The sequence below is a fragment of the Erythrobacter fulvus genome (assembly GCF_028595285.1).
Lineage (GTDB): Bacteria > Pseudomonadota > Alphaproteobacteria > Sphingomonadales > Sphingomonadaceae > Erythrobacter > Erythrobacter fulvus.
Genome location: NZ_JAQQXQ010000007.1, coordinates 45,269 through 66,980, shown reverse-complemented (window position 1 = coordinate 66,980; position 21,712 = coordinate 45,269). Strand labels below are relative to the sequence as shown.

18 protein-coding genes and 2 tRNA genes are annotated in these 21,712 nt (G+C 63.7%); 8 read left to right on the top strand and 12 right to left on the bottom strand.

Features of this window, described 5'->3' with window-relative positions:
- Positions 1-18: 18 nt before the first annotated feature.
- Positions 19-558 carry a SixA phosphatase family protein gene (locus OIK40_RS10225; protein ID WP_273678229.1) on the bottom strand — a complete coding sequence of 180 codons (540 nt, stop codon included), beginning with the start codon at positions 556-558 and terminating at the stop codon, positions 19-21.
- Complete coding sequence (locus tag OIK40_RS10220) at positions 555-3,350, bottom strand: ATP-dependent DNA helicase (RefSeq protein WP_273678228.1); 2,796 nt, start codon at positions 3,348-3,350, stop codon at positions 555-557. The genes OIK40_RS10225 and OIK40_RS10220 overlap by 4 nt, the downstream gene beginning before the upstream one ends.
- Positions 3,351-3,777: 427 nt before the next feature.
- Between OIK40_RS10220 and OIK40_RS10215 the strand changes: the two genes are divergently transcribed.
- Together OIK40_RS10215 and OIK40_RS10210 are read left to right on the top strand one after the other, a co-directional pair.
- The gene (locus OIK40_RS10215) at positions 3,778-5,394 is read left to right on the top strand and encodes a lysine--tRNA ligase (protein WP_273678227.1); all 1,617 of its coding nucleotides are present in this window, start codon (positions 3,778-3,780) and stop codon (positions 5,392-5,394) included.
- Between the two features lie 10 nt (positions 5,395-5,404).
- A complete protein-coding gene (locus tag OIK40_RS10210) occupies positions 5,405-5,950 on the top strand; it encodes a DUF1003 domain-containing protein (RefSeq protein ID WP_273678226.1) in 546 nt (181 codons plus the stop codon).
- Positions 5,951-5,965: 15 nt separating this feature from the next.
- On the opposite strand, the gene OIK40_RS10205 is transcribed toward OIK40_RS10210, so the two are convergent.
- On the bottom strand, positions 5,966-6,634 hold the full coding sequence (locus OIK40_RS10205) for a prolyl hydroxylase family protein (RefSeq protein WP_273678225.1): 669 nt from the start codon (positions 6,632-6,634) through the stop codon (positions 5,966-5,968).
- Between the two features lie 60 nt (positions 6,635-6,694).
- Positions 6,695-7,780: an RcnB family protein gene (locus OIK40_RS10200; protein ID WP_273678224.1), complete on the bottom strand. Its 1,086-nt coding sequence runs from the start codon at positions 7,778-7,780 to the stop codon at positions 6,695-6,697.
- A 189-nt stretch (positions 7,781-7,969) separates the two neighbouring features.
- On the opposite strand from OIK40_RS10200, the gene OIK40_RS10195 reads away from it, so the two are divergent.
- On the top strand, positions 7,970-8,551 hold the full coding sequence (locus tag OIK40_RS10195; RefSeq protein ID WP_273678381.1) for a PNPOx family protein: 582 nt from the start codon (positions 7,970-7,972) through the stop codon (positions 8,549-8,551).
- A gap of 10 nt (positions 8,552-8,561) precedes the next feature.
- On the opposite strand, the gene OIK40_RS10190 is transcribed toward OIK40_RS10195, so the two are convergent.
- A complete protein-coding gene (locus OIK40_RS10190; RefSeq protein ID WP_273678223.1) occupies positions 8,562-9,212 on the bottom strand; it encodes a GGDEF domain-containing protein in 651 nt (216 codons plus the stop codon).
- Between the two features lie 112 nt (positions 9,213-9,324).
- Positions 9,325-10,998: an energy-dependent translational throttle protein EttA gene (gene ettA, locus OIK40_RS10185; protein WP_273678222.1), complete on the bottom strand. Its 1,674-nt coding sequence runs from the start codon at positions 10,996-10,998 to the stop codon at positions 9,325-9,327.
- Positions 10,999-11,120: 122 nt separating this feature from the next.
- Here ettA and OIK40_RS10180 point away from each other — a divergent pair, with 122 nt between their 5' ends.
- The 3 genes from OIK40_RS10180 to OIK40_RS10170 all read left to right on the top strand — a co-directional run bounded on the left by OIK40_RS10180 (position 11,121) and on the right by OIK40_RS10170 (position 15,666).
- Positions 11,121-12,536, top strand: coding sequence for a M28 family peptidase (locus tag OIK40_RS10180; RefSeq protein ID WP_273678221.1), 1,416 nt, complete (start codon positions 11,121-11,123; stop codon positions 12,534-12,536).
- 156 nt (positions 12,537-12,692) lie between these two features.
- A complete protein-coding gene (locus OIK40_RS10175; protein ID WP_273678220.1) occupies positions 12,693-14,144 on the top strand; it encodes a DUF6538 domain-containing protein in 1,452 nt (483 codons plus the stop codon).
- A gap of 223 nt (positions 14,145-14,367) precedes the next feature.
- Positions 14,368-15,666, top strand: coding sequence for a hypothetical protein (locus OIK40_RS10170; RefSeq protein ID WP_273678219.1), 1,299 nt, complete (start codon positions 14,368-14,370; stop codon positions 15,664-15,666).
- Between the two features lie 343 nt (positions 15,667-16,009).
- On the opposite strand, the gene OIK40_RS10165 is transcribed toward OIK40_RS10170, so the two are convergent.
- Positions 16,010-16,525, bottom strand: a complete 516-nt coding sequence (locus OIK40_RS10165; RefSeq protein ID WP_273678218.1) for a hypothetical protein — start codon at positions 16,523-16,525, stop codon at positions 16,010-16,012.
- 97 nt (positions 16,526-16,622) lie between these two features.
- Between OIK40_RS10165 and OIK40_RS10160 the strand changes: the two genes are divergently transcribed.
- Positions 16,623-17,171 carry a recombinase family protein gene (locus OIK40_RS10160; RefSeq protein ID WP_273678217.1) on the top strand — a complete coding sequence of 183 codons (549 nt, stop codon included), beginning with the start codon at positions 16,623-16,625 and terminating at the stop codon, positions 17,169-17,171.
- Between the two features lie 67 nt (positions 17,172-17,238).
- Here the strand turns inward: OIK40_RS10160 and OIK40_RS10155 are convergent, their stop codons facing one another.
- Positions 17,239-17,784, bottom strand: coding sequence for a hypothetical protein (locus OIK40_RS10155; protein WP_273678216.1), 546 nt, complete (start codon positions 17,782-17,784; stop codon positions 17,239-17,241).
- Positions 17,785-17,867: 83 nt separating this feature from the next.
- Here OIK40_RS10155 and OIK40_RS10150 point away from each other — a divergent pair, with 83 nt between their 5' ends.
- Positions 17,868-18,410 (top strand): hypothetical protein, encoded by a 543-nt coding sequence (locus tag OIK40_RS10150; RefSeq protein WP_273678215.1) that lies wholly within the window; start codon positions 17,868-17,870, stop codon positions 18,408-18,410.
- 112 nt (positions 18,411-18,522) lie between these two features.
- Here the strand turns inward: OIK40_RS10150 and OIK40_RS10145 are convergent.
- The 4 genes from OIK40_RS10145 to OIK40_RS10130 all read right to left on the bottom strand — a co-directional run bounded on the left by OIK40_RS10145 (position 18,523) and on the right by OIK40_RS10130 (position 21,563).
- Positions 18,523-18,599: transfer RNA gene (locus tag OIK40_RS10145), tRNA-Pro, on the bottom strand.
- A 24-nt stretch (positions 18,600-18,623) separates the two neighbouring features.
- Positions 18,624-18,696: transfer RNA gene (locus OIK40_RS10140), tRNA-Ile, on the bottom strand.
- Between the two features lie 87 nt (positions 18,697-18,783).
- Entirely contained in the window at positions 18,784-19,776 is a 993-nt protein-coding gene (locus OIK40_RS10135; RefSeq protein ID WP_273678214.1) for a polysaccharide deacetylase family protein, read from the bottom strand.
- Between the two features lie 38 nt (positions 19,777-19,814).
- Positions 19,815-21,563 (bottom strand): histidine kinase dimerization/phospho-acceptor domain-containing protein, encoded by a 1,749-nt coding sequence (locus OIK40_RS10130; RefSeq protein ID WP_273678213.1) that lies wholly within the window; start codon positions 21,561-21,563, stop codon positions 19,815-19,817.
- Between the last annotated feature and the right edge of the window lie 149 nt (positions 21,564-21,712).

The following is a 21,712-nucleotide window of genomic DNA, read 5'->3' as shown; positions in this document are numbered from 1 at the left end:
CGAGCGCGGGGCCGGAGACTAGTTTTCCGGCCCCAGCTCGGGATCGAGATCGCGCGGCCGGGCGAAATGCACCAGCTCGGCGCAGTAACGCTTGAGCTGCGACCAGTGTTCGATATCGCATTCGAGCACGGCGTAGGCAGCGGTCGGAAACTTCACCACCGCCTCACGGAACAGGTCGTTTTCCTTCGACGGTGAAACCAGCTCCAGCAGCGTATCCTGCAGGCCCGGATTGTGTCCGACCACAAGGATCGCCTCGGCCTCGTCATCGCCGCTTCCCGCATGGGCCTCGATCGTTTCGGCGATGGTATCGTAACTGGCCAGATAAAGCTTCTGGTCAAACTCCGGCGCGACATCGGGCAGCGCGCCTTCGAGCGTCAGTTTCACGCGCACCGCGGGGCTGGCGATCACCTTGTCCCATTTTACCCCATGATCGCGGATGTGGCGGCCGATCAGCTCGGCACCCTTGCGCCCGCGCGCGTTCAGCCCGCGGTCGAAATCGCGCTGGTTCATGTCGTCCCAGTCGGATTTGGCATGGCGCAGGAGACCGAGGATCTTCATGGCTGCAAGGCTCCTTGGGGTGGCACGGACAGGGCGCCTCCAACACCAGCGGCGAGGCGTTGTAAAGCCTCATCAAGCGTCAGGCGCATGACAGGCGTGCCGGGCGGGAAGGCGGATAGCAGCCGCGAGGGAAAGGCGGGGGAAAGGACGATGAAATGTCCCGCGTCATCCTTGCTGCGGATCAGCCGTCCGAAGGCCTGCGCCAGCCGCGCGCGGATGATACGGTCGTCATAGGCCGAGCCTCCGCCTGCCAGCCTGCGGGCCTTGTGCAGGATATCGGGACGCGGCCAGGGCACCTGCTCCATCACCACGCAGCGCAAGGAATGGCCGGGAACGTCGACCCCGTCGCGCAGGGCGTCGGTACCGATCAGGCTGGCATGCGGATCGTCGCGGAAAATGTCCACCAGCGTGCCAGTATCGATCGGATCGACATGCTGGGCATAGACCGGCAGGCCGGCGCGCGCGAGCCGGTCGGCGATACGCCCGTGCACCGCGCGCAGCCGCCGGATAGCAGTGAACAGCCCGAGTACGCCGCCGCCCGATGCCTCGATGATCCGCGCATAGGCACCCGCCAGCGCGGGCAGATCGCCCTTGGCAACGTCGGTGACGATCAGCACTTCGGCGCGGGTCGCGTAGTCGAACGGGCTTGTCGCGGCGGATAGCAGCGGCGCCGCTTCGATATGCGCAGCGCCCGAACGCTGGATCGCGCTGGCCCAGGGATCGTCTTCGGTGGTGCGGTCGGTCAGTGTGGCGCTGGTCAGCAGCACCCCGTGCGCAGGTTCGAGCACGACGCGGGCAAAGGGCTTCATCGGATCAAGCCAGCGGCGGTGGATCGCAATGTCGAATTCGCGCGCCTCGGAACGGTCGACCGCGAGCCAATCGACGAATTCCGGATCGGCCGGTCCGCCGAGCCGGTCGAGCAGGGCTTCCCATGCAGTGATCAGATCGATCCGCCATGCCAGCGCAAAGCGTGCGCCTTCGATCCGCGCGCGCCCCTGCGCGTCAAGCCAGTCAGGCGGTTCGGCAAGGATTGCTTCCAGCCTGCCGCCCAGCCGGATCAGCGGCACGCGAATGGCGGCAAGCGCTTCGGCGGCGGCGCCCGCGGCCTCGATCACTTCGCCCGGCAAGCCCGAAGCCTCGGTCTCGATTCCGTATCCGGCATCGATCCCGCCGCTTTCGTCGCGCGCATAGGTTGCGGTGCGAACCGCAGCCAGCAACGCCTCCAGCGGGCCGAACGGACTGTTTTCGGACAGCCGTTGAAGCCAGCCGTCGGAGGGGAGCAATTGTCCCGCCTTACAGGCCGCGGCGATGGCTTCCGCGCCCGCCTCGTCATAGCTGGCGACGTCCGCCAGCCGCGCCGCAAGACCGCGTCTCCGCCCGCGTGCCTCACGCTCGGGGCCGATGATCCAGCGGCGCAGTTCGATCGCCTCCTGTCCGGAAAGCGTTGCGGCGAAGGTTGAATCCGCGGCGTCGAACACGTGATGGCCTTCATCGAAGATCAGGCGTGTCGGGCGCTGGTTCGGGTCTCTCGCCCCCCCTGAACCAGAACGCGCGGCGTTGACCATCACCAGCGCGTGATTGGCGATCACCAGATCGGCCTGCGCAGAATCGCGTGCGGCGCGTTCGATGAAGCACTTCCGGTAATGCGGGCACCCGGCATAGATGCACTCCCCGCGCTGGTCGGTGAGGGCGGCGATGCCGCGCTTGCGGAACAGCGTGCCGAGCCAGCCGGGCAGATCGCCGCCGATCATGTCCCCGTCGCGGGTATAGGCGCCCCAGCGCGCCACCAGCTGCGCCAGCACCGCCGGACGCCCCGCAAATCCGCCTTGAAGCGCGTCTTCCAGGTTGAGTAGGCAGAGGTAATTCTCGCGGCCCTTGCGCACCACCACCGGCGGGGTGCCGTCGGGGCGCTCGGCCGGCCAGGCGCGGCGGCTTTCGGCGCGCAGCTGCCGTTGCAGGTTCTTGGTGAAGGTCGAAACCCACACCGTCCCGCCGCTTTGCTCCGCCCAGAGCGAGGCCGGGGCGAGATAGCCCAGCGTCTTGCCGATCCCCGTTCCCGCCTGCGCCAGTGCCAGATGCGGGCGGCCCTCACGGGTGCGCGGTGCGAAGATGCGCGCCACGTCTTGCGCATAGGCGCGCTGGCCCTCGCGGCTTTCGGCCCCTTCGCCGGTCAGACGGGCAAGCTGCGCCTGCACCGCCTCTGCGGATAACTCCACCTGCCGCGGGGCAGGGCGTTCGCCCGCCTCCTCCCATTCGGGCAGACGCGCGAACAGCCAGCGCTCGGCGCGCTCCGGCTTGGCGATGTGGGGCTTCAACACCTGTGCCCACGGCCAGCGCAGGCGTTCGAGGCTTTGGAGGGCACTCCACGCGCCTTCGCGCTCGAACCATTCGGGATCAAGTACCGCGGCGATCAGCGCCCCTGCCGCCTGCTGGAGCAGTTCCGGCACAGCGGCATCGCCCGCCGGCACCGGCAAGCCGAGCGCCTCTGCCAGCCCGCGCGGAGTCGGCACGCAGAAGCGGGCAGGGTGGACGAAGGCGAAGGCTTCGAGCAGATCGAGCCCCGAAAGATCCGGATAGCCCAGCCGGCTTGCCACCAGCGGCGCGTTGAGCATCAGCACCGGCGTATCGGCCGCCGCCATGATCGCATCGCCCTTGGACACCGCGCTGGTGGTGCCCGTCGCCGGGCGCAGCCAGTGGCCGCCGTGGCTGGCGTGCAGCGCGGGCAGAGGCAGGGGCTGGGGCAGGGCTGCGGGGGCGGTCACGCGGCGCACGATGGGCGAGCGCGGCCGCATTGTAAACGATCCGCAGTCCCGCTTTCCCGAACGGCGTTGCTGGGTGTCAGGCCACCGTCTTGAGGACTTGCAGACCATTGGAGACGACCGATCCCACCACCCGGTCGCGCCCTTCGGCGGAAGGAGTGTGGATCAGCGCGATCAGCGCATACATCGCCGGAAATCAGCAGGAAGAGAGCGGCACTGTTGACCATCGCCGCTGTCCTACACGGCCTGCGGCAACCTATGACAGCGCATGATCAATGCCCTCAGGCCGGTTTTCGCGTCCGCACCCCGTGTCCGCCGTTTCGCATTTTCAGGTGCAAGTATATGAAAAATATATGAAAGTAATAAAATTACAAAGTATACACGGTGTCACCTTTGTATACTTTGCCTGCCCCATTGCCGCTTGCAAGCCGCCAGCGCATCCCTAATAGCCGCGAGTATCATGAAGATCACTCAAGACGCCCTTATCGCTGCAGCCCGCAATTCGAAGGCCTGGCCGTTCCAGGAGGCACAGCGCCTCGCCAAGCGGATGCCGCAAGGCAAGCCCGGCGGCGTGCTGTTCGAAACCGGTTACGGCCCCTCAGGGCTCCCGCATATCGGCACCTTTCAGGAAGTGCTGCGCACCACGCTTGTCCGCCGCGCCTATGAAGCGCTGACCGGCGGCGCGCCCACGCGGCTGGTGGCGTTCAGCGACGACATGGACGGCCTGCGCAAGGTGCCCGACAACGTGCCCAACAAGGCGTTGCTCGAAGCCAATCTGGGCAAGCCACTGTCGCGCATTCCCGATCCTTTCGGCAAGTTCGAAAGCTTCGCGGCACACAACAATGCAATGCTGCGCGATTTCCTCGACCGCTTCGGCTTCGACTATGAATTCGTCAGCTCTTCGGACTGCTACAATTCGGGCCGCTTCGACGAGGCACTGAAGGGCGTGCTCGCCAATTTCGGCGCGATCATGGACATCATGCTGCCGACTCTGGGCGAGGAACGCCGCCGCACCTATTCGCCCGTGATGCCGATCAGCCCGAGCACTGGCGCGGTGCTGCAGGTGCCGATCGAGGTCGTCGATGCCGATGCGGGGATCATCCGCTTCACCGACGAGGACGGCAGGCAAGTCGAACAATCGGCGCTGGGCGGCATGGCCAAGTGCCAGTGGAAGGTCGACTGGGCGATGCGCTGGGTGGCGCTGGGCGTCGATTACGAAATGTATGGCAAGGACCTGACCGACAGCGGCATCCAGTCGGGCAAGATCGCCCGCGTGCTGGGCGGCCACAAGCCCGAAGGGCTGATCTACGAGCTGTTCCTCGACGCCAAGGGCGAGAAGATTTCCAAGTCCAAGGGCAACGGCCTGTCGATCGAGCAGTGGCTCGAATATGGCAGCGAGGAGAGCCTCGGCTATTACATCTTCGCCAATCCCAAGAGCGCAAAGCAGCTCCATGTCGGCGTGATCCCCAAGGCGATCGACGATTACTGGCAGTTCCGCACGGCGCTTCCCACGCAGGATATCGACAAGCAGCTGGGCAACCCGGTGTGGCACCTGCTGCGCGCCAACGAACATCACGAAGGGGCCGAGGCGCCGGGCGCGGGCGATACGCTGCCGGTGCCCTTCAGCCTGCTGCTCAATCTGGTCGGCGTGCTGGGCGCGGGCGCGACGCGTGAGGCGGTATGGTCCTATCTCGGCAATTACGTCGAGGATGCCGATCCGGCAGCGCACCCGGCGCTGGATGTGTTGGTGATGAAGGCGCTTGCCTATAACCGCGATTTTGTCGCCCCTACGCTTGCCAAGCGGGCGCCGGTGGATGGCGAGGTGGCCGCGCTTTGGGCGCTGGATGCCGCGCTGGCCGAGGCTCCGGCGGACATGAGCGCCGAGGACTTGCAGACCATCGTCTACGAAATCGGCAAGCAGGAAGAGTTCGGGTTCGAATCCTTACGCGACTGGTTCAAGGCGCTTTACGAAACCCTGCTCGGCAGCGAGCAGGGGCCGCGCATGGGCAGCTTCATCGCGCTTTACGGCATTGCGCCCACCCGCCAGCTGATTGCCGAGGCGCTGGCCAAGGCGTAATGTCGGGGCCATGACCCGTCAAACCGATCCGCACAGGCTCGCGCGCGACTTGCTCGGCCGTGATTTCGACGATCTCGAGGCGGACGAACAGCGGGTGCTACGGCGCGTGGCGGCGGGCACCTTCACCGGGCGCGATGCCGACGAGTTGGCGCAGGCGCATGAGACATGGAAAGATCGTCTGGCCGACCGGGTTGCTGCCGTTGGCGGTAGCTGGGGCTTCATCCTGGGTTTCGGGATGGTGTTGCTGGTTTGGGTGGTACTCAACTCCGGGGCGCTGCAACTGCTGGGGATGGGGCCGTTCGATGCCTATCCGTTCATTTTCCTCAACCTGATGCTGTCGATGCTGGCGGCAGTTCAGGCGCCGGTGATCCTGATGAGCCAGAACCGTCAGGCGATGAAAGACCGCATCACCGCGCGCCACGATTACGAGGTGAACCTGCGCACTCAGCTCGAAATCCTGCGCCTTGCGCACCGGATCGATCGGCTAGCGAAGGAAGTGCGCGCGATCGGCCGTGAGGTCGAGGAAGAGGCGGAAGGGCAAGGCCCGGAAAAATAGGCTTCCGGGTCTTTCCTACCGCCACTGGCGGGTGCGATACCATTTGGTGATGACGTATTTCGCGCCTTTTACCACCGGAGTCCCTGCGTGCATCGTGCCTTCGTTGGGGCGACCGTCGGGCAGCGCGTTGTTCCATAAAAGCAAAACGCCGGGCTTGGGCCGGATTTTGATCCCGATTTCGGTGAAGTGGGTTTCCCCTCCTTCGGCGACATCGTTGAGATAGGCCATCGCCGTCCAGCTGCGCTGCCCGCCGCGGGCTTCTTCGAGCTGCCAGTATTTCTCGGAGGTGTAGAACCAGTCATTATGCGGCTGGAATTGCTGGCCGGGCAGATAACGCTGACCTTGGATTGCCTCTCCTATTGCAGGGTCCAGCCCGAGCAGGTCATCAATCCGGCGCGAGATGCTTTTCACGAAGCTGTCATAAGGGTCGAGATCGCCCGAATAAGAGGTTCTGAAACCGCTCGCATAATCGAGTTCGTGCAGCGAGGACGGGCGTGCGACCTCGTCGATCATGGTGCAAAGCTTCTCGCACTCTGTCGGGCTGAGGAAATCCCCGACTGCGAAAAGCTCGGCCAGGGGGTTTTCTACTTTGTAGATGCCGGGATCACCCGCCAGTCGTTCGCGCACGGTCGCGCCGACCCGGGCAAGGGCTTGCTGGTCAGGTACGAGGTCAGTGTCACTCATACCCGTCTGTTAGCAAGCAGGGCGCGCGGCGCAATCCTGCACCGCGCGCCTGCCGTCAGATCACCAGAAGAAGTCGTAAATCACGTCCACCACTTCGCCGGAGTAAATATCTACCAACAACACATCGTCGTAATAGCGCACCCAGCGATAGGGGCCGTAGACAGGCGGCAGGCGGTAATCCCACGGATCATTGATGAAGAACCGCGGCTGGAAGAACAGGCTGTCGAGGAAGAACCCGATTTGCAGCCTGTTATACCTGTGCGCGCGGAACGGCGCGTAATAGGGGCCGGGGTGGTAAATGAAGCGGTTCCCGCGACGGAAATCGGCCCAGTTGTACCTGCGGCTACCACGCCATCCGCGATCCCAGCGGCGGAAATCGCGATTGTCCCAGCCGGCCCAGCCGCGATAGTTCCAACGCCAATCGTCGCGCCGCCAGTTCCGCTGGTCGCGCCGGAAGTCGCGACGATCATCGCGCCAGTTGCGATCACGACGCCCGTCCCGCCAATTGCCGTCACGGCGCCCATCGCGCCAATTGCTGTCACGGCGACCATCACGCCACCCGTCGCGGCGGTCGATCCGGTCGGCGCGGCGATCACCACGCTGTTCTACGCGGATGCTCCGCTGATCACTGCGCCTCTCGATCTGTTCTGCGCGCTGTTCGCTACGACGCTCCACGCGCTGGGCGGCACGGTCGCGACCCTGCCATTCAAGCCGATCGGCGCGGCGGTCTCCCTGCCGTTCGACGCGTTCGGCACGCTGTTCGCTACGCCGGTCGATCCGGTCCGCGCGGCGTTCGCTGCGGCGGTCAACCTGTTCGGCCCGGCGCGCGGGACGGTCGCCGCGCAGCATCGAAACGGGACGCGCGTCGGGCTCGCCGGCGCGCTCCACACGGCGCGCGACACCGGAACCGAAACCGTCGCGTGCCGCAGCACGCTGGACGCGCTCGGGCCGCTCGGCACGACGCTCGCTGCGACGCTCGACGCGCTGCACCTGCCGTGTGCCGCGGCTTTCGCTGCGGGCCTGCTGACGTTCGGCGCGGATTTCTGCACGGCTCTGCGCCTCGGCCGCAACCGGCGTCACGGCAAGGGAAAGAACGAGGGCGAGAGCCGAAAGCGCACCGCCCCTGGTAATCAGGGTCTTGGTCATAGATGCCTCCAGTGTCGCCCGCCCACCACAAGCGGCAAGTTGATATTTGCCCTGATAGCGCCTGCCAACTGTCGCGGGGATGAACCAGCTCGTCGATATTCAGAAAAATATGACTTTGGATGAACAATCATGCGGCAACAGGAGTGCGGCTTGACGCGCGCGGTTTTGCCACCGAAGGCGCAAGGCGTGATGTTCGACACCCTCGATGAAATCCGCACCGACTGCGCCAACCGCCTGATCCGCGCTGCGCGAGACCGCAAATCGCCGATGCATACGCCGGTAATCGTCACCGCCGATGTCGATGCCCGGGTGATGGTGCTGCGGGCGTTTGATCCGGTCCATTGGACATTGCGTCTGCACACCGATAGCCGTGCCCCCAAGGCGCAGGCGATCGCCGCCGATCCCCGGATGGCGGCGGTGTTCTACGACAAGGGAGCGAAGATCCAGATCCGCGTGCGCGGCACCGGGCGGATCGAGGCGCAAGGGCCCGTGGCGGATGCAGCCTGGGCGGCAAGCTCCAATTTCGCGCGGCGCTGCTATCTTGGTGAAGGCCCGGGCGCTGGCTCGGACGGGCCGACTTCGGGCTTGCCGCCGGAATTCGAGGGTGTGGAGCCCGACGACGCGCAGCTTCTCCCCGCGCGCGAGAATTTCGCAGTGTTGCTGATCGATATTGCCGAAGTGGATTGGCTCTATCTTGCGCATACCGGCCATGTCCGCGCGCAGTTCTGCCGCGCAGGTGATGGCTGGCAAGAACGCTGGGTCGCGCCCTGATCGCGGCGGCTCAGGCGGCGTTTGTCGATGGCTCCGGAGCCGGCAGGTAGATTACTTCCTCGATCTCGCTGGCGGCGACGACATGGTCGCTCTCTGCCTTTTGTGCCGCGTCGAGCGCAGCCAGTGCCCGCCTCATAAGTGTGTCACCCATCTCGTCGGCCCGGCCAGCCGCGACGCCGAAGCTGGCTGTGAAAGCATTGTCCGATCCGAATTGCGGCAATCTGATTTGTGCCAGAGCGCGGCGCAGGCGGTCGGCAGCGCTTTTTGCAGCCCTCTCGTCGGCACCGGACATGACGATCGTGAACCCGTCACCTGCGACCCTCGCAAGGCGATCGTCGCGGCGGATGCTGGCCTTCATCACCGCTGCGACATGATCCAGCACCGCTTCGCGGGCCTCGGCATTCCTTCCGCTGCGAAGCATCGCAATCTGGTCGAGCCGGGCGTGGAGCACCGCTCGGGCCGAAGCCCGGTCGCCCGTGCGGCGTCTGGTGCTTTCGATTGCGGTTTCGAGGGTTTCCGGCGAGAAGAGGCCCGAAAGCGGGTCGGACAGGGATGTGTGCCGCGGGATTTTCCACGCGCGTCCGATGAACACGCCAAGCACCAGAGCCGCTAGCCACCCCGCGATCGCCGCTTCGAGCGGCACATCAATGCCCGTGACCATGCCGCTCTTGCCCCTTTGCGATCCCGTTGTCGCAGGCAAGAGTGACGAATTCTGCTTAAGGGAAGGTAAAGAAGCGGCGGGCGCTATCGAAAACGCCCGCCCTTTGATGCACTTAGCGGGTCAGCTTCTTGTAAGCCAATCGCGTTGGGCGGTCGGCGGCATCGCCCAGACGGCGGCGCTTGTCTTCCTCGTAGGCTTCGAAGTTGCCTTCGAACCATTCGACATGGCTGTTGCCTTCGAACGCGAGGATGTGGGTGGCGAGGCGGTCGAGGAAGAAGCGGTCGTGGCTGATGACCACGGCGCAGCCCGCGAAGTTCTCGATCGCGTCTTCCAATGCGGCCAGCGTTTCGACGTCGAGATCGTTGGTCGGCTCGTCCAGCAGCAGCACGTTGCCGCCCTGCTTCAGCATCTTGGCCATGTGGACGCGGTTGCGTTCACCGCCGGAAAGCTTGCCGACGTTCTTCTGCTGGTCCGCGCCCTTGAAGTTGAAGGCGCCGACATAGGCACGGGTGCTCATGTCCTGCCCGTTGACCTTCATGTAATCGAGCCCGTCGGAGATTTCCTCCCACACGTTCTTCTTCGGGTCGAGGTGGTCGCGGCTCTGGTCGACATAGCCGAGGCGCACGGTCGAGCCGATCTCGATCGTGCCGCTGTCGGGTTGTTCCTTGCCGGTGAGTATCTTAAACAGCGTCGACTTGCCCGCGCCGTTGGGGCCGATCACGCCGACGATGCCGCCCGGGGGGAGCATGAAGCTGAGGTTTTCGAACAACAGCTTGTCGCCATAGGCCTTCGTGATGTTCTTGGCCTCGATCACCTTGCCGCCGAGGCGCTCGGGCACCTGGATGACGATCTGGGCCTTGCCGACCTGGCGGCTGTCCTGGCTGTTCTGGAGTTCCTCGAACTTGCGGATACGCGCCTTGGACTTGGTCTGGCGGGCAGCGGGCGTCTGGCGGATCCATTCGAGCTCGCGCTGGAGCGCCTTCTGCTTGCCGCTTTCCTCGCGGCTTTCTTGCTCCATGCGCTTGGCCTTCTTCTCGAGATAGGTCGAGTAGTTGCCTTCGTAGGGGTAGTAGGAACCGCGATCGAGCTCGAGGATCCATTCCACCACGTTATCGAGGAAGTAGCGATCGTGGGTGATCATCAGCACTGCGCCGGCATATTCCTTGAGGTGGTTTTCCAGCCACTGCACCGACTCGGCATCGAGGTGGTTGGTCGGTTCGTCCAGCAGCAGGATCGAGGGCTTCTGGATTAGCAGGCGGGTGAGCGCGACGCGGCGCTTCTCGCCGCCCGACAGGTCCTTGACCGGCCAGTCGCCCGGCGGGCAGCGCAGGGCTTCCATCGCCACTTCGAGCTGGTTGTCGAGCGTCCAGCCATCGACCGCGTCGATCTTGTCCTGCAGCTCGCCCATTTCCGCGCCGAGGGCGTCGAAATCGGCATCAGGCTCGCACATCAGCGCGCTGACTTCGTTGAAGCGTGCAACCAGATCGGCGGTTTCCTTGGCGCCTTCGCGCACGTTTTCGAGCACGGTCTTGGTCGGATCGAGCTCGGGTTCCTGCTCAAGATAGCCGACGGTGATGTTCTCGCCTGGCCAAGCCTCGCCGGTGAAGTCCTTGTCGATCCCGGCCATGATCTTGATCAGCGTCGACTTGCCCGCGCCGTTGGGGCCAACGATGCCGATCTTCGCGCCCTGATAGAATTGCAGCGAGATATTGTTCAGCACCGGCTTCTGGGCGCCGGGGAAGGTTTTGGTCATGCCCTTCATGACATAGGCGTATTGCGCGGCCATCGGATGTGTCCTTCGAGGGATCGGAAAAAGGAGGTGGAAGCTTTGGCTGCGCAGATAGGGAAGGGGATGCCGTAGGGCAAGCGGCTAGACTTGCGCCCGCGTGCCCGATAGCACGCTGACCCATGACCAGACCCCTTATCGCGCTTGCCGCGCTTTCGCTCGCCATTCCCGCTTTCGCCGCACCGGCGCCGCTGACGCTGACGCTGGAGCAGCAGGCCGAGGCGGCACTTGATAAAGACGAGAATGCCTATGCCTTCGTCGAAGGGCTGACCACCGAGGTCGGCCCGCGTCAGGCCGGGACCGAGGCCGAGGCACGGGCGCGCGAATGGGCCGCGGCGTGGCTTCGGAACGCCGGTTTCGACAATGTCGCGATCGAGCCCTTCATGATGGATACTTGGGTGCCTGGCGATGTCGCCCGCGCGCGCGTCACCTCACCCTTCGCACAGGATCTGGCTGTGCTGCCGCTCGGCAATTCGGCCGCCACCCCGGCAGGCGGGATCGAAGCCGAGGTGGTGTTCTTCCGCACCGTCGATGATCTGCGTGCTGCCCCTGCGGGCAGCCTCAAGGGCAAGATCGCCTATATCAGCCACCAGATGCGCCCCGCGCAGGACGGCTCGCACTACGGCTTTGCCGGCCCGGCGCGCTGGGTGGGCGCGGGGATCGCCGCGAGCAAGGGCGCGGTCGCAACCGTCATCAAGTCGGTCGGCACCGATCACCACCGCAACCCGCACACCGGCGGCACCAGCTTCCCCGAAGGCGTGACCCCGATTCCCGCGGGCGCGCTGAGCCTGCCCGATGCCGAGAACCTCGAACGGATGTTCGCGCGTGCGGGTGGTCGTCCGGTCACGCTCAGGCTGGAAATGAACCCGCGCCAGATCGGCCAGACCGAAAGCGGCAATGTCGTCGGCGAGATCGTCGGGCGCAATCCCGCGCTCCCGCCGCTGCTGCTCGCCTGCCATATCGACAGCTGGTGGAATGCACCGGGCGCATTCGATGACGGGGCCGGATGCGGCATCATAATCGCCGCGGCCGGATATGCAGGTCAGCACCAGCCGCTGCGCACCATCCGGGTGCTGCTTGCCGGTGCAGAGGAAACCGGCCTTTGGGGTAGCAAGGCCTATAGCGACGCGCATATTGGCGAACGGATCGCGGTTGGACTCGAAAGCGATTTCGGCGCGGACCGCATCTGGCGGTTCGATAGCAATTTCCGCGAGACCAACCCCGCTCTGCACAAGAAGATCGCAGCCGCCGTCGCGCGCTTCGGCGTATCGAGCGGCAGCGATGCCGCAACCGGTGGGGCGGATCTCAACATCGTGCGTGACCAGAAGGGCGCGCTTGTCGATCTCCAGCAGGACGGCACCCGCTATTTCGACCTGCACCACACGCCCGACGACACGCTCGACAAGATCGACATCGTCCAGCTGCGCCAGAATGTCGCGGTGTGGACGCAGGTGGTCGGAATACTCGCGAACGAGGAAACGGCGATCCTAACCGGCGGACCGATCCCGGCGGCGCCTGCCATCATGCAAGGTCAGTAAAGATCGCGGGCTGAAACAAGGAACTGGTCGGGGAGACAGGACTTTATTCGGATCGGGCATAAGCTCAGAAAATCGTTGAATATTGGCACCTTGTAAGACCATTGACCCTCAAACGTGCCCCTTTTATGTGTCCCCTTCGGTTCTCTGGAGGGTCTTATGGGTAAGCACATCAAGCGTCGCAGACGGGGCTGGTTCTTCCAGCTCAATATCCCGGCCCACCTACGCCACCACTACGGGGGCGCGCAGCGGATCGAGAAGACCCTTTCGACCCGGGACGAGAACCTAGCGGAAGCCAAGGCCCGGCAGCTGGCAGGTGATTACAAGCTGGAGTTCATGGCGCTAGAGGGCAACGTGCAAGCCCGTGCGGCGCTGGCGAGGTCCGCCTATCGAGATCGCAGGGACAGCGTGGTCTCCGGTGCCTTGGACATTCCCGACAGCCCCGAAGGTGATCCTACGGGGTTCGGGGTCGAGATTGCCCTTGATCGGATCATTGATAAGCCGGGCCGCAAGCATGATCGGGACGGTGACCCCGTCCTTGATGCTGTCGAGCAAGCCGAGGCCGCTGGGTTGGCAGATGGCCTGCGGCTGGCGAGGGGCCAGAAGCCGCGCAACCGTGTCCAGTATGAGCCGCCCTTCTCGGAGGTTGCTGGCGCGTGGTTGGATAGCTGGTCCTCCAGCCGTGATCGCCGCCCCAGCAACACCGCTGCGCAGTATCGATCCGGCATCCGGGTCTTCGGGGACTTCTGGGGCGAGCGTCCCATCCGTGAGGTCACCGGGCGCGATGCTGCCCAGTTCGTGGAGCTGCTCAAGAAGCTGCCTGCGAACTATGGCCGGGGCAGGCTGGCAGGCTTGACCTTGCAGCAATCCATCGTGGCAGCGGAAGGTGAGCCTGCGGGCCTCGCGTCCTCTACCATCAAGCGGCACATGATTGTCTTGTCTCAGGTGTGGGACTGGGCCAAAAACCATGGCCACTGCGGGGGCGAGAACCCGTTCCGCATCAAGCTGCCGAAGGTGAAGAAGCAAGGCTATCTCCACTGGGAAATCCAAGACCTAGAAAAGCTCTTCAAGACGCTGCCTAAGCGCACTGATATCGTGGAAGTCTTCTACGCTTCGTTGCACACTGGGATGCGCCTTGGTGAGCTGTGCGAGATGCCATGGGGCAGGGTGCGGGAGGAGGATGGGGTTCCATTCTTCCTGATCGAGGACGCGAAGACGGCAGCGGGTTGGCGCAAGGTGCCAATCCACTCCAAGCTGCGCTGGATTTTGGACAAGGAGCGCGGTGCGGATGATGCCCTAGTCTGGCCGACGTTCACGCCCGAAGGTCCCCGGAAGGCTGGCACCGGCGATGCTTCGAAGCTCTTCGGGGCATGGAAGCGCGCTGCCGGGTTCACCAGCCGCCGCGTGAACTTCCACTCGGCACGGAAGAACTTTGTCTCCCAGCTCCAGAAGCGCGGCGTTGCCCAGTCCGACGCTGCCCTGCTGGTCGGGCACGAGGTCGGGTTCACGTTCGGCACCTATGGGACGGAACCGCCAACGCTGGAGCGGCTGCAAGGGCTGGTGGAGCTGGTGAGCTATCCCGACGCGGTGAGCGTAGATTGGCGGCGCTAAGTCAATCGGATTACTGTAGTCCCTAGGGCTCGCTCAGAGACTCGTGGGACGCCTCCACGCCAATCCGGCTGTCAGACAGCGGGCAAGGGCTGGGCGCGTTCCTGGGGCTTCTGGCGGGGCTGCAGGACCATGCCGAATAACCCTTACCCTTGGGAGAAAACATTCATGTTGAGCGCTGCAGTTTGCGCTGCTCATCGGCCCCATTCGATGGACCCGCGACGCCATGTCATCTTCGCCCGCCACTGAAAGCGCCCCCGCGCTCACATGGTCCCGGACACCGCTCTCTGAACGGGCCGCAATCGCAGCGAACGCGCTATGTGCAGAGTTGGCAGGAGGGGAGGTCCGGCAGCGAGCGCTTCGCCCGAACGACAAGCAGAGGCTCGACCAGACGGTCACAGCGTTTGCGTTGGAGCTGTATGTGGCGCGGCGCGACGGCGGTTCCGGCTTGCGTAGGTATAGCAGGGCGCAGGACACGTATCGAAAGCGCAACCGCTACGCCGCGTGGCCGGTGACCCACACGACGGTTTGCAAGGTGGCCGATTGGCTGATCGCTTCGGGCTACGCTGACGCGACGCTCGGCCATTATCGCCGATACCCGGAGTTTGGCGAGAACGCAGGGGTAGGGAAGCAGTCCCGCATTCGTGCCACCGAAAAACTCGTCAGCTTCTTCGAGGATCGGGGCGTCACGCCGGGCCACGTCGGCTTCGCTTCATGGGTCGAGAGCGTCGTGCTTCGAGAGGGTCGCGGGGGCGAGGAACGGGGCAAGCGCGATATCGATTACGCAGACACAGCCGACACGATTAGGATGCGAGCGAACCTGCAGCGGATAAACGCCTTCCTCGCCCAGTTCCGCATCAGTGTGAGCAGGGACAGCGGACCCGTCGTAGATCTGCCACCCTTCGTGCTCCGGCGGATATTCAGTCGAGGGTCGTTCGAGCGCGGTGGGCGCTTCTATGGCGGGCCATGGTTGGAGCTTCCCAGCGAGGACCGGCCCGCGCTCTTGATCAACGGGGAAGAGGTCGTCGAGTTGGACTTCTCCGGGCTCCACCCTCGGCTCATTTACCAACTGGAGGGCAGGCCTCTGCCAGCGGATGCCGACCCGTATGCCGTTCCCGGATGGATAGGCCAGGGGCGTCGAGCGTGGGTCAAGACAGCATTCCAGCAGCTCATCAACGCCGATAAAGATTCGAAGCTCCGCAAGCCGCCAGACGTGCCTGCAGCCAAGATTGGGAAGGGCGGTTGGGACAAGCTGAAACAGGCGATGTCAAAGCATCACGGTGAAATCGAAGGCTGGTTTCGCTCAGGCAGGGGCATCGAACTGCAGCGCATCGACAGCGACATCGCCGAGGCAACGCTGCTTGCGCTCGCCGATCAGGGCGTATGCTGCTTGCCGGTGCATGACAGCTTCATCGTCCCTCGTTCTCATGAAAACCAACTCCGTGATGCCATGATACAGGCGTATCGTGGCGTGCTATCTGAGCGGGGGCATGGCGGGACGGATCCCATCATCCACACGCGGTGATCCGTCCGTCCACCTTCAATTACTAGGGGCCGTAAGCCTGCAACTCAGCGCCCTGCCAAAAGCGCCCATGCTTTGAGCTGAACGGTCACAAGCCTTTCGAAAAATGCTCAGAAATCCGCAGCCCCATACACACGCTAACGACAGGCACGTTTCCCCCATGGGGCACTGGCATAGCCGCAGGGTCTGCCGCGCCCGGTCCGTTCCCCGTCAGATAATTGAGGGGCTGCGGGCATTGCGCTTCCCCGTGCCTTCAAGCCCGGGGCAGGTGATAAGCGAGAGTCCGCTTTCAGGGCTGTGGCGTGTATGTTGAAATGACCGACTCTGGGTGGGAAACGGACGCCGGCTATGAAAGCTCCTTTTGAGCCTCGGTGTAGTGGTGCATCAAGTTCAACGAGCATTTCAGGAACAACGCTAAACCCGTAACGGCAAGCCCAGCGATCAAGACGGGGCTGATCCCATGAAGATGAAAGATAATCGCGAGAGCACCAGAGTAGAGCGCGAGAGCGAGAAGCAACCAATCCCATTTGGCAAAGTGTTTAGAAACAGCGAGTTCCGCGCGTCTGGAGGATAGCCCCATTCGACCGGCATACCCGATCAAATTAAAGGTCGTCCCTTGCCTGTAGCCACGCTCAAAGAAGAACCCCATCCACAGTGAAGCAATGGGTGCGACAACCATCGCAGTCCAAAAATCCAACATACGACCGCCTTGGGTGATGCCTCGATTTCCCGAGGCTAGCAGGATGGTCGCAAAGTCCGCAACGGGGTCGATAGCGGAATAGCGGCTTTTTCCTGAGATGATGCCAGAGCTGACACTGGTATGGGAGGGCTTGTCCGGCTGGGGTATACCTGCAGCGGACACACTGTCCGGACACTTTTCCTGTCCGAATAGGGTTGACATGCGATTTTTCGGACAATAGATGGCGAGGCTCTAGACCCTAATCGGACAGGAGCCGGACATGACCCAGACCATCGGATACGCTCGCGTCAGCACCGAGGACCAAGACTGCAGCATCCAAGAGGAAGCCCTGCGCGCAGCAGGTGCCACCATCATCCGCAGCGAACGTAAGAGCGGCACCACCACGATGGACCGCACGGAGCTTGCCACCGTGCTGGACTTCCTGCGGGAAGGGGACACGCTGCTTGTCACACGCATCGACCGCCTAGCGCGGTCCCTCGGGGACCTTGAGGGGATCGTGGGACAGCTTCGGGCCAAGGGGGCGCACCTCAAGGCTACCGAGCAGCCCATCGACACGTCTACCCCTGCGGGCCGTGCCTTCCTGCAGATGCTGGGGGTCTTTGCCGAGTTCGAAACCGCCATCCGCCGGGAGCGGCAGTTGGAGGGGATCGCCAAGGCCAAGGCCAAGGGCGTCTACAAGGGCCGCAAGCCCACCGTCCCTGTCGACGAGGTCAAGCGCCTAAAGGCAGAGGGGCTGGGGGCAAGTGTGATCGCGAAGCAGCTGGGGATCGCCCGCAGCAGCGTCTACGAGGCACTGAAGGGGGCCTGAGGCCCGGCGCTTTTCCGGGTGTGTTATTGTGGCAATACACCTGCCTGCTGCCCTGCTTTTTTCACCTCTAACCGTCACCCGGAATATAACCGTAGACGCCCTTGCCGTCGTCAATTCGCCACTGGCGAATGGAGTTATCGGTGCCGAAGAGTTCGCTGCAGCGGGCCTGATCCGCTGCTGGGTTTGGGATGCGCGTGTATGTGACATCTTCCGTCTCGAAGAGCACCCGCACCTCGTAGTAGTTACATGGCTGCTCCAGCCCCTCCCCGGGCAAACTATCGGCCACAAGGTCTCTGTCGCTCCAGCTGCGGACTGTGAGCGTATCGGTTGAAGGCCAGCCAATATGCCCCGCCGACAATTCATCGACGCTCAGGAAGCTGCAGGTCATATCGCTCTTCCGGCACTTCATCTCGACCATATTGTTCACAGGGCGCTCGTCTTCACGGCGCTCATCTCCCACAATGCTGCCGCCAACCGATACATAGCCGTCCATGATCGACACAGTTTTACCCGGGAAGCGGGTTGGCTCAGAAGCGACCTTCTCCAAGAGGAAGAAGGCGGGGATCGCTACAATGGCCGCTCCCACCGCAAATCCAGTTTTGAACCCTGCCATTTGTTCGTCCCCCTGAGCAGGTCGCCCGCCAGTCGACCCGGAGTTTTCTATGAGCTAAGTGTCTGGCACAAATGGGGGTGCAGATGGAAGAGGTTGAGAAGATTGAACCTGCGCTCACCGGGGAAGATATCCGCCTCATTCATTCGCTATCAGATTTCCAGCAGGCGCTAAGCGCGATCACGTTCATCGATGAGCTGGAACCTGATCAAAAGATGACGAAGATAGAGCTTCGCCGGTATCGCTGCATCGAAGACGCAGCCGTGGTCGCTTACTGGAGGCCGTTCTCCAAATGCGACGGGCTGCCGAAGCTTAGCCTGAAGAAACTCGGCATCAATCCTTCCCCCGCTGAAGCTAAACTACACGAGGAATTGAGGGTTCACCGGAACAAGGTCGTCGCCCACACTGACATAGAGCGTATGACGTTCTCGTTCGCGGCGTGGAGGGTGTTTGATGATCCGGACATATTCATGCCGCACCTTGTCCGAGACGATAGCCTCGCGCTCTTCGACCGGCGTCACGAGTGGATGGGATGGGTCCGGAAGCTAAACCGCGCCGTTGGAAAGCTTGTGTTCGACCGTGCGCAGGTTCTCGGAGAGGCCGCATTTTTGTTCGTCCCCGATCCATAACAATGGACTCGGGCAGCTGGCCCACAGCGCCCGCTGAATGTGCCCCTTTTATGTGCCCCTCTTTTCCGTCACGTCTTACAGAAGTATCTGAAAACATGAGAAAAAGAGGAGTTGGTCGGGGAGACAGGATTCGAACCTGCGACATCTTGCTCCCAAAGCAAGCGCGCTACCAGACTGCGCCACTCCCCGACATTGTACTTCTCGCCCCTCCGGTGGGCCCGGCAGGATTCGAACCCGCGACCTAGCCGTTATGAGCGGCCAGCTCTAACCGCTGAGCTACAGGCCCTTGATTCAAGGGTCCGGAGACAGGGCGAGTGCCAGCCCCTACTCCGCTGCACGTTTCGAGACAAGCGGGGAAGGGCGACGTGCTGCTTCAGGCATTGTCCGACGTGGCAGAGATAATGTCGGCGACGGTGCAGCTGGAAATGCCGCGCCGGTCGAGATCGGCATAGATCCGCGCAAGCCACCCATACAGCGCTTCGACTCCGGCTTCGTCCGCTGCATAACGTGTAAAGCCTGCTGCGAGCGTCGGACTGTGAAACGAGAGCACCAGCACCGGCAACCCGCTGCCATGTGCGATGTCGATCCCGCGGATGGCTTCCTCGATCGACACGCCTTCGGGGGTGAGCGCGATCCGTTCAAGCAGGCTCAGGCGCGATAAGGCGCCCAGCGCGAGCGGTATTCTTGTCGACAGCCGCTGCAGCCCGGCACCAAGATTGCGCAGCAGCCCCCAGTGCACGCTGGTGATGGGCAGTTCGAGCAATTCGCGTTCCGCATCCGCCCAATAAGGCACCAGCGGATGGCGCGAGTAGTCCGGCCCACCTTTGGCGCTGTAATCGAACAGAGGCCGCACCGAGGTGTCGATCCGGATACCTGCAGCCTTCAGGAGTCCGGCTGTTCCGGGGCCAAGCCCGTATCGTCCTGCACGATAGATCAGCGGCGCTGTGCCGAATGCTTGCTCGATCCGGTCGCGCAGCATCGTGAATTTCGCCGCTTCCAGCGTGTGGGGCAGGTTGCCGGCGAAAGTGTTGGCGGTGGTGATCTCCTCCCCGAACGGCGGATTGACCCAGGGATGAAGCTGCACGCCGATATCGGCGGTTCCGCGACGCACAGCATCGCCGATGATCTCGACCGCGGCCGGATCGGTCGCGACGGGCCAGTCCACGAGATAGACCGGATGGGCCCCGATTTCCTCGCAGAAGTTCTGGAATCGCGGCAGGGCTTTGACGTGGCTGAGCCCATAGCCGTCGCGCCTGAAAGGTGCGCTCCAATCAAATTCCTCCTCGGTGTCGATCGTGAGCAGCACCCGCTGGCCGAAGTGAGGAGCGAACTGGGCTGTGGCGCTCGGCGCCGGAGGGTTCAGCATGGAAACTGGCGTCATGTGCCGGGCCACCGAACCCCGATCTAGCCCGCGATTCCGGACGTCATCTGTCCTTGCAGCCCTTCGGTGCCGGTCAGAAGCGGCAATGTCATCACCAGCCGGTCATCTTCGCGCTCCAGCGTGCCGCCAGCTGCGCGTGCCTCCGCCCGGGCCAGCCGGAAGGCGAAACCTGCGCCGAACAGCCCGGCATTGATTGCGCTGTCCTGGGGCTTTGTAGTGGCTGCGAAAACATTGGCTTCCCGTGCAAGGGCGGCGGGCAAGGTGCACGAGAGCCGGGCGAAGGCCCCTTTCGTGCCGATCACCGGGATAAGCTGTGCCTCCAACATCTCGTGGTCGCCGCAAATCGTCGCAAGACTCGCCAGAACCCGCCAAAGCAGGGCTTCTGCAGCATCGCTGTCGCAGACGGCGAGAAGATTGGCATCTGCCGCCATCCGGAGCGCGATCCCGGCGCCGCGCGGTTCGAGAACCGGCGCAAGCTGATCGAGAATGCGGCGAACAAGCTGCGCCAGATCGGCCTCTCCAGACTCGATGCCGAGGGCGCCGGTTTCCAGTCGCGCAAGCCGGTCAAGTTCCTCGAACCCGGCGAGAATGCGAGCAGCGTCCGCCGCTATTGCTGCGGCCAGCGCGCGATATTCATGAGGTGCCGGGCCGAAGAGTTGTTGCTGGATGACTTCGGCATATCCCTGCACCGCCGTTACGGGCGTGCGCAATTCGTGGAGCAGTTGACGGATGCGGTCGGCCTCTTGCCTCTCTGAACCGGAGGCTTCGCGGCTATCGGCAGGCGGTCGCCGGAACCGCCCGACATAGCCGGTAAAATGCCCCTCGACGCTGAAACCGGGTTGGGCATCGAGCAACCAGTCGCCTGCGATGGCAGAGGCGCCTCCCAGCGAGAACGGCACCGCATTTATCGGCTGACGGCGGGCAAAGGCCCGATCAATGATATTTGCCGAAGCTGTAATCTCTGCCGGCCGCCGGGCAGCGGCGATACGGGTGCCGATGATCATCGGCGCAATCTCGCCCGATGCCCATTCGATTCGGCCTGATACATCGGTGGCAAATCCGAAGCTGGCCACCGGCCGTTCGGGCATCTCCGACAATTCATCGAGCGGCAGGCGCGGGGCAATGTCGCTGTCATTCGCGCTTTCGCTGCGTTCCCGGCGGAACTGGGCGATCCGTTCGACCAGCGCGGAGATTTCGCTGCGTCCGGTCTCGTCGTGCTCGCGCGGGTGCGACACGGCGGGCCGTGTCCTGATTGACCGCCGCGGGGCGGGCTGCGCCACGACCGGCTCGGCCACCGCCTCCGCCTCGGGCTCGTTCACAGGGCTCGGCAATCCGCGATCATGCACGCCCAGCCTTGCCAGCAGGGCTTCGACATCAACTGGCAGATCGCGCCGCAACCGCAGGAATCCGCGCGCCCGCACCGGCAGATGCGGTATCAATGCGGTCCAGTCCTCGACTGTAAGGTCTGCCCGGGTCAGCCCGGCAGCGGCGACTTTTGGTTCCTGCTCGGCCAGATGGGCTGCCAGATCCGCACTGCGAAAGCGCCAGCCCGGTTCGCGGATGATCCGTGCCCGTTCGTCGGCCGGGATCGTATCGGCCAGTGCGTCCATACGTCGCCAGGCTGCCGCAATCAGGCTCTGTTCGCGCCGCCCGGGTCCGTGGGTCCGATCCTTGCCGAGCAGATCGAGCAATTGCCGGTACTGCGTCCGCAATCCCGCCTCGCCGGAAGCGCGTTGGCGCAGCACGGTGGCAAGGCGATCGTCGAAGAACAAGCAGGTACTCCCAAACCTCTGGGCCACCGCGTCCGAATCGGTGACTGGAAGCGCCGCACCAGGCAGTCGCTTCGCGCATCTATACGCAGATCTTCTATCAGCCAGATGGAATTGTCACAGTCTGACGCGCAAGGTGCGTTGCAAAGCGG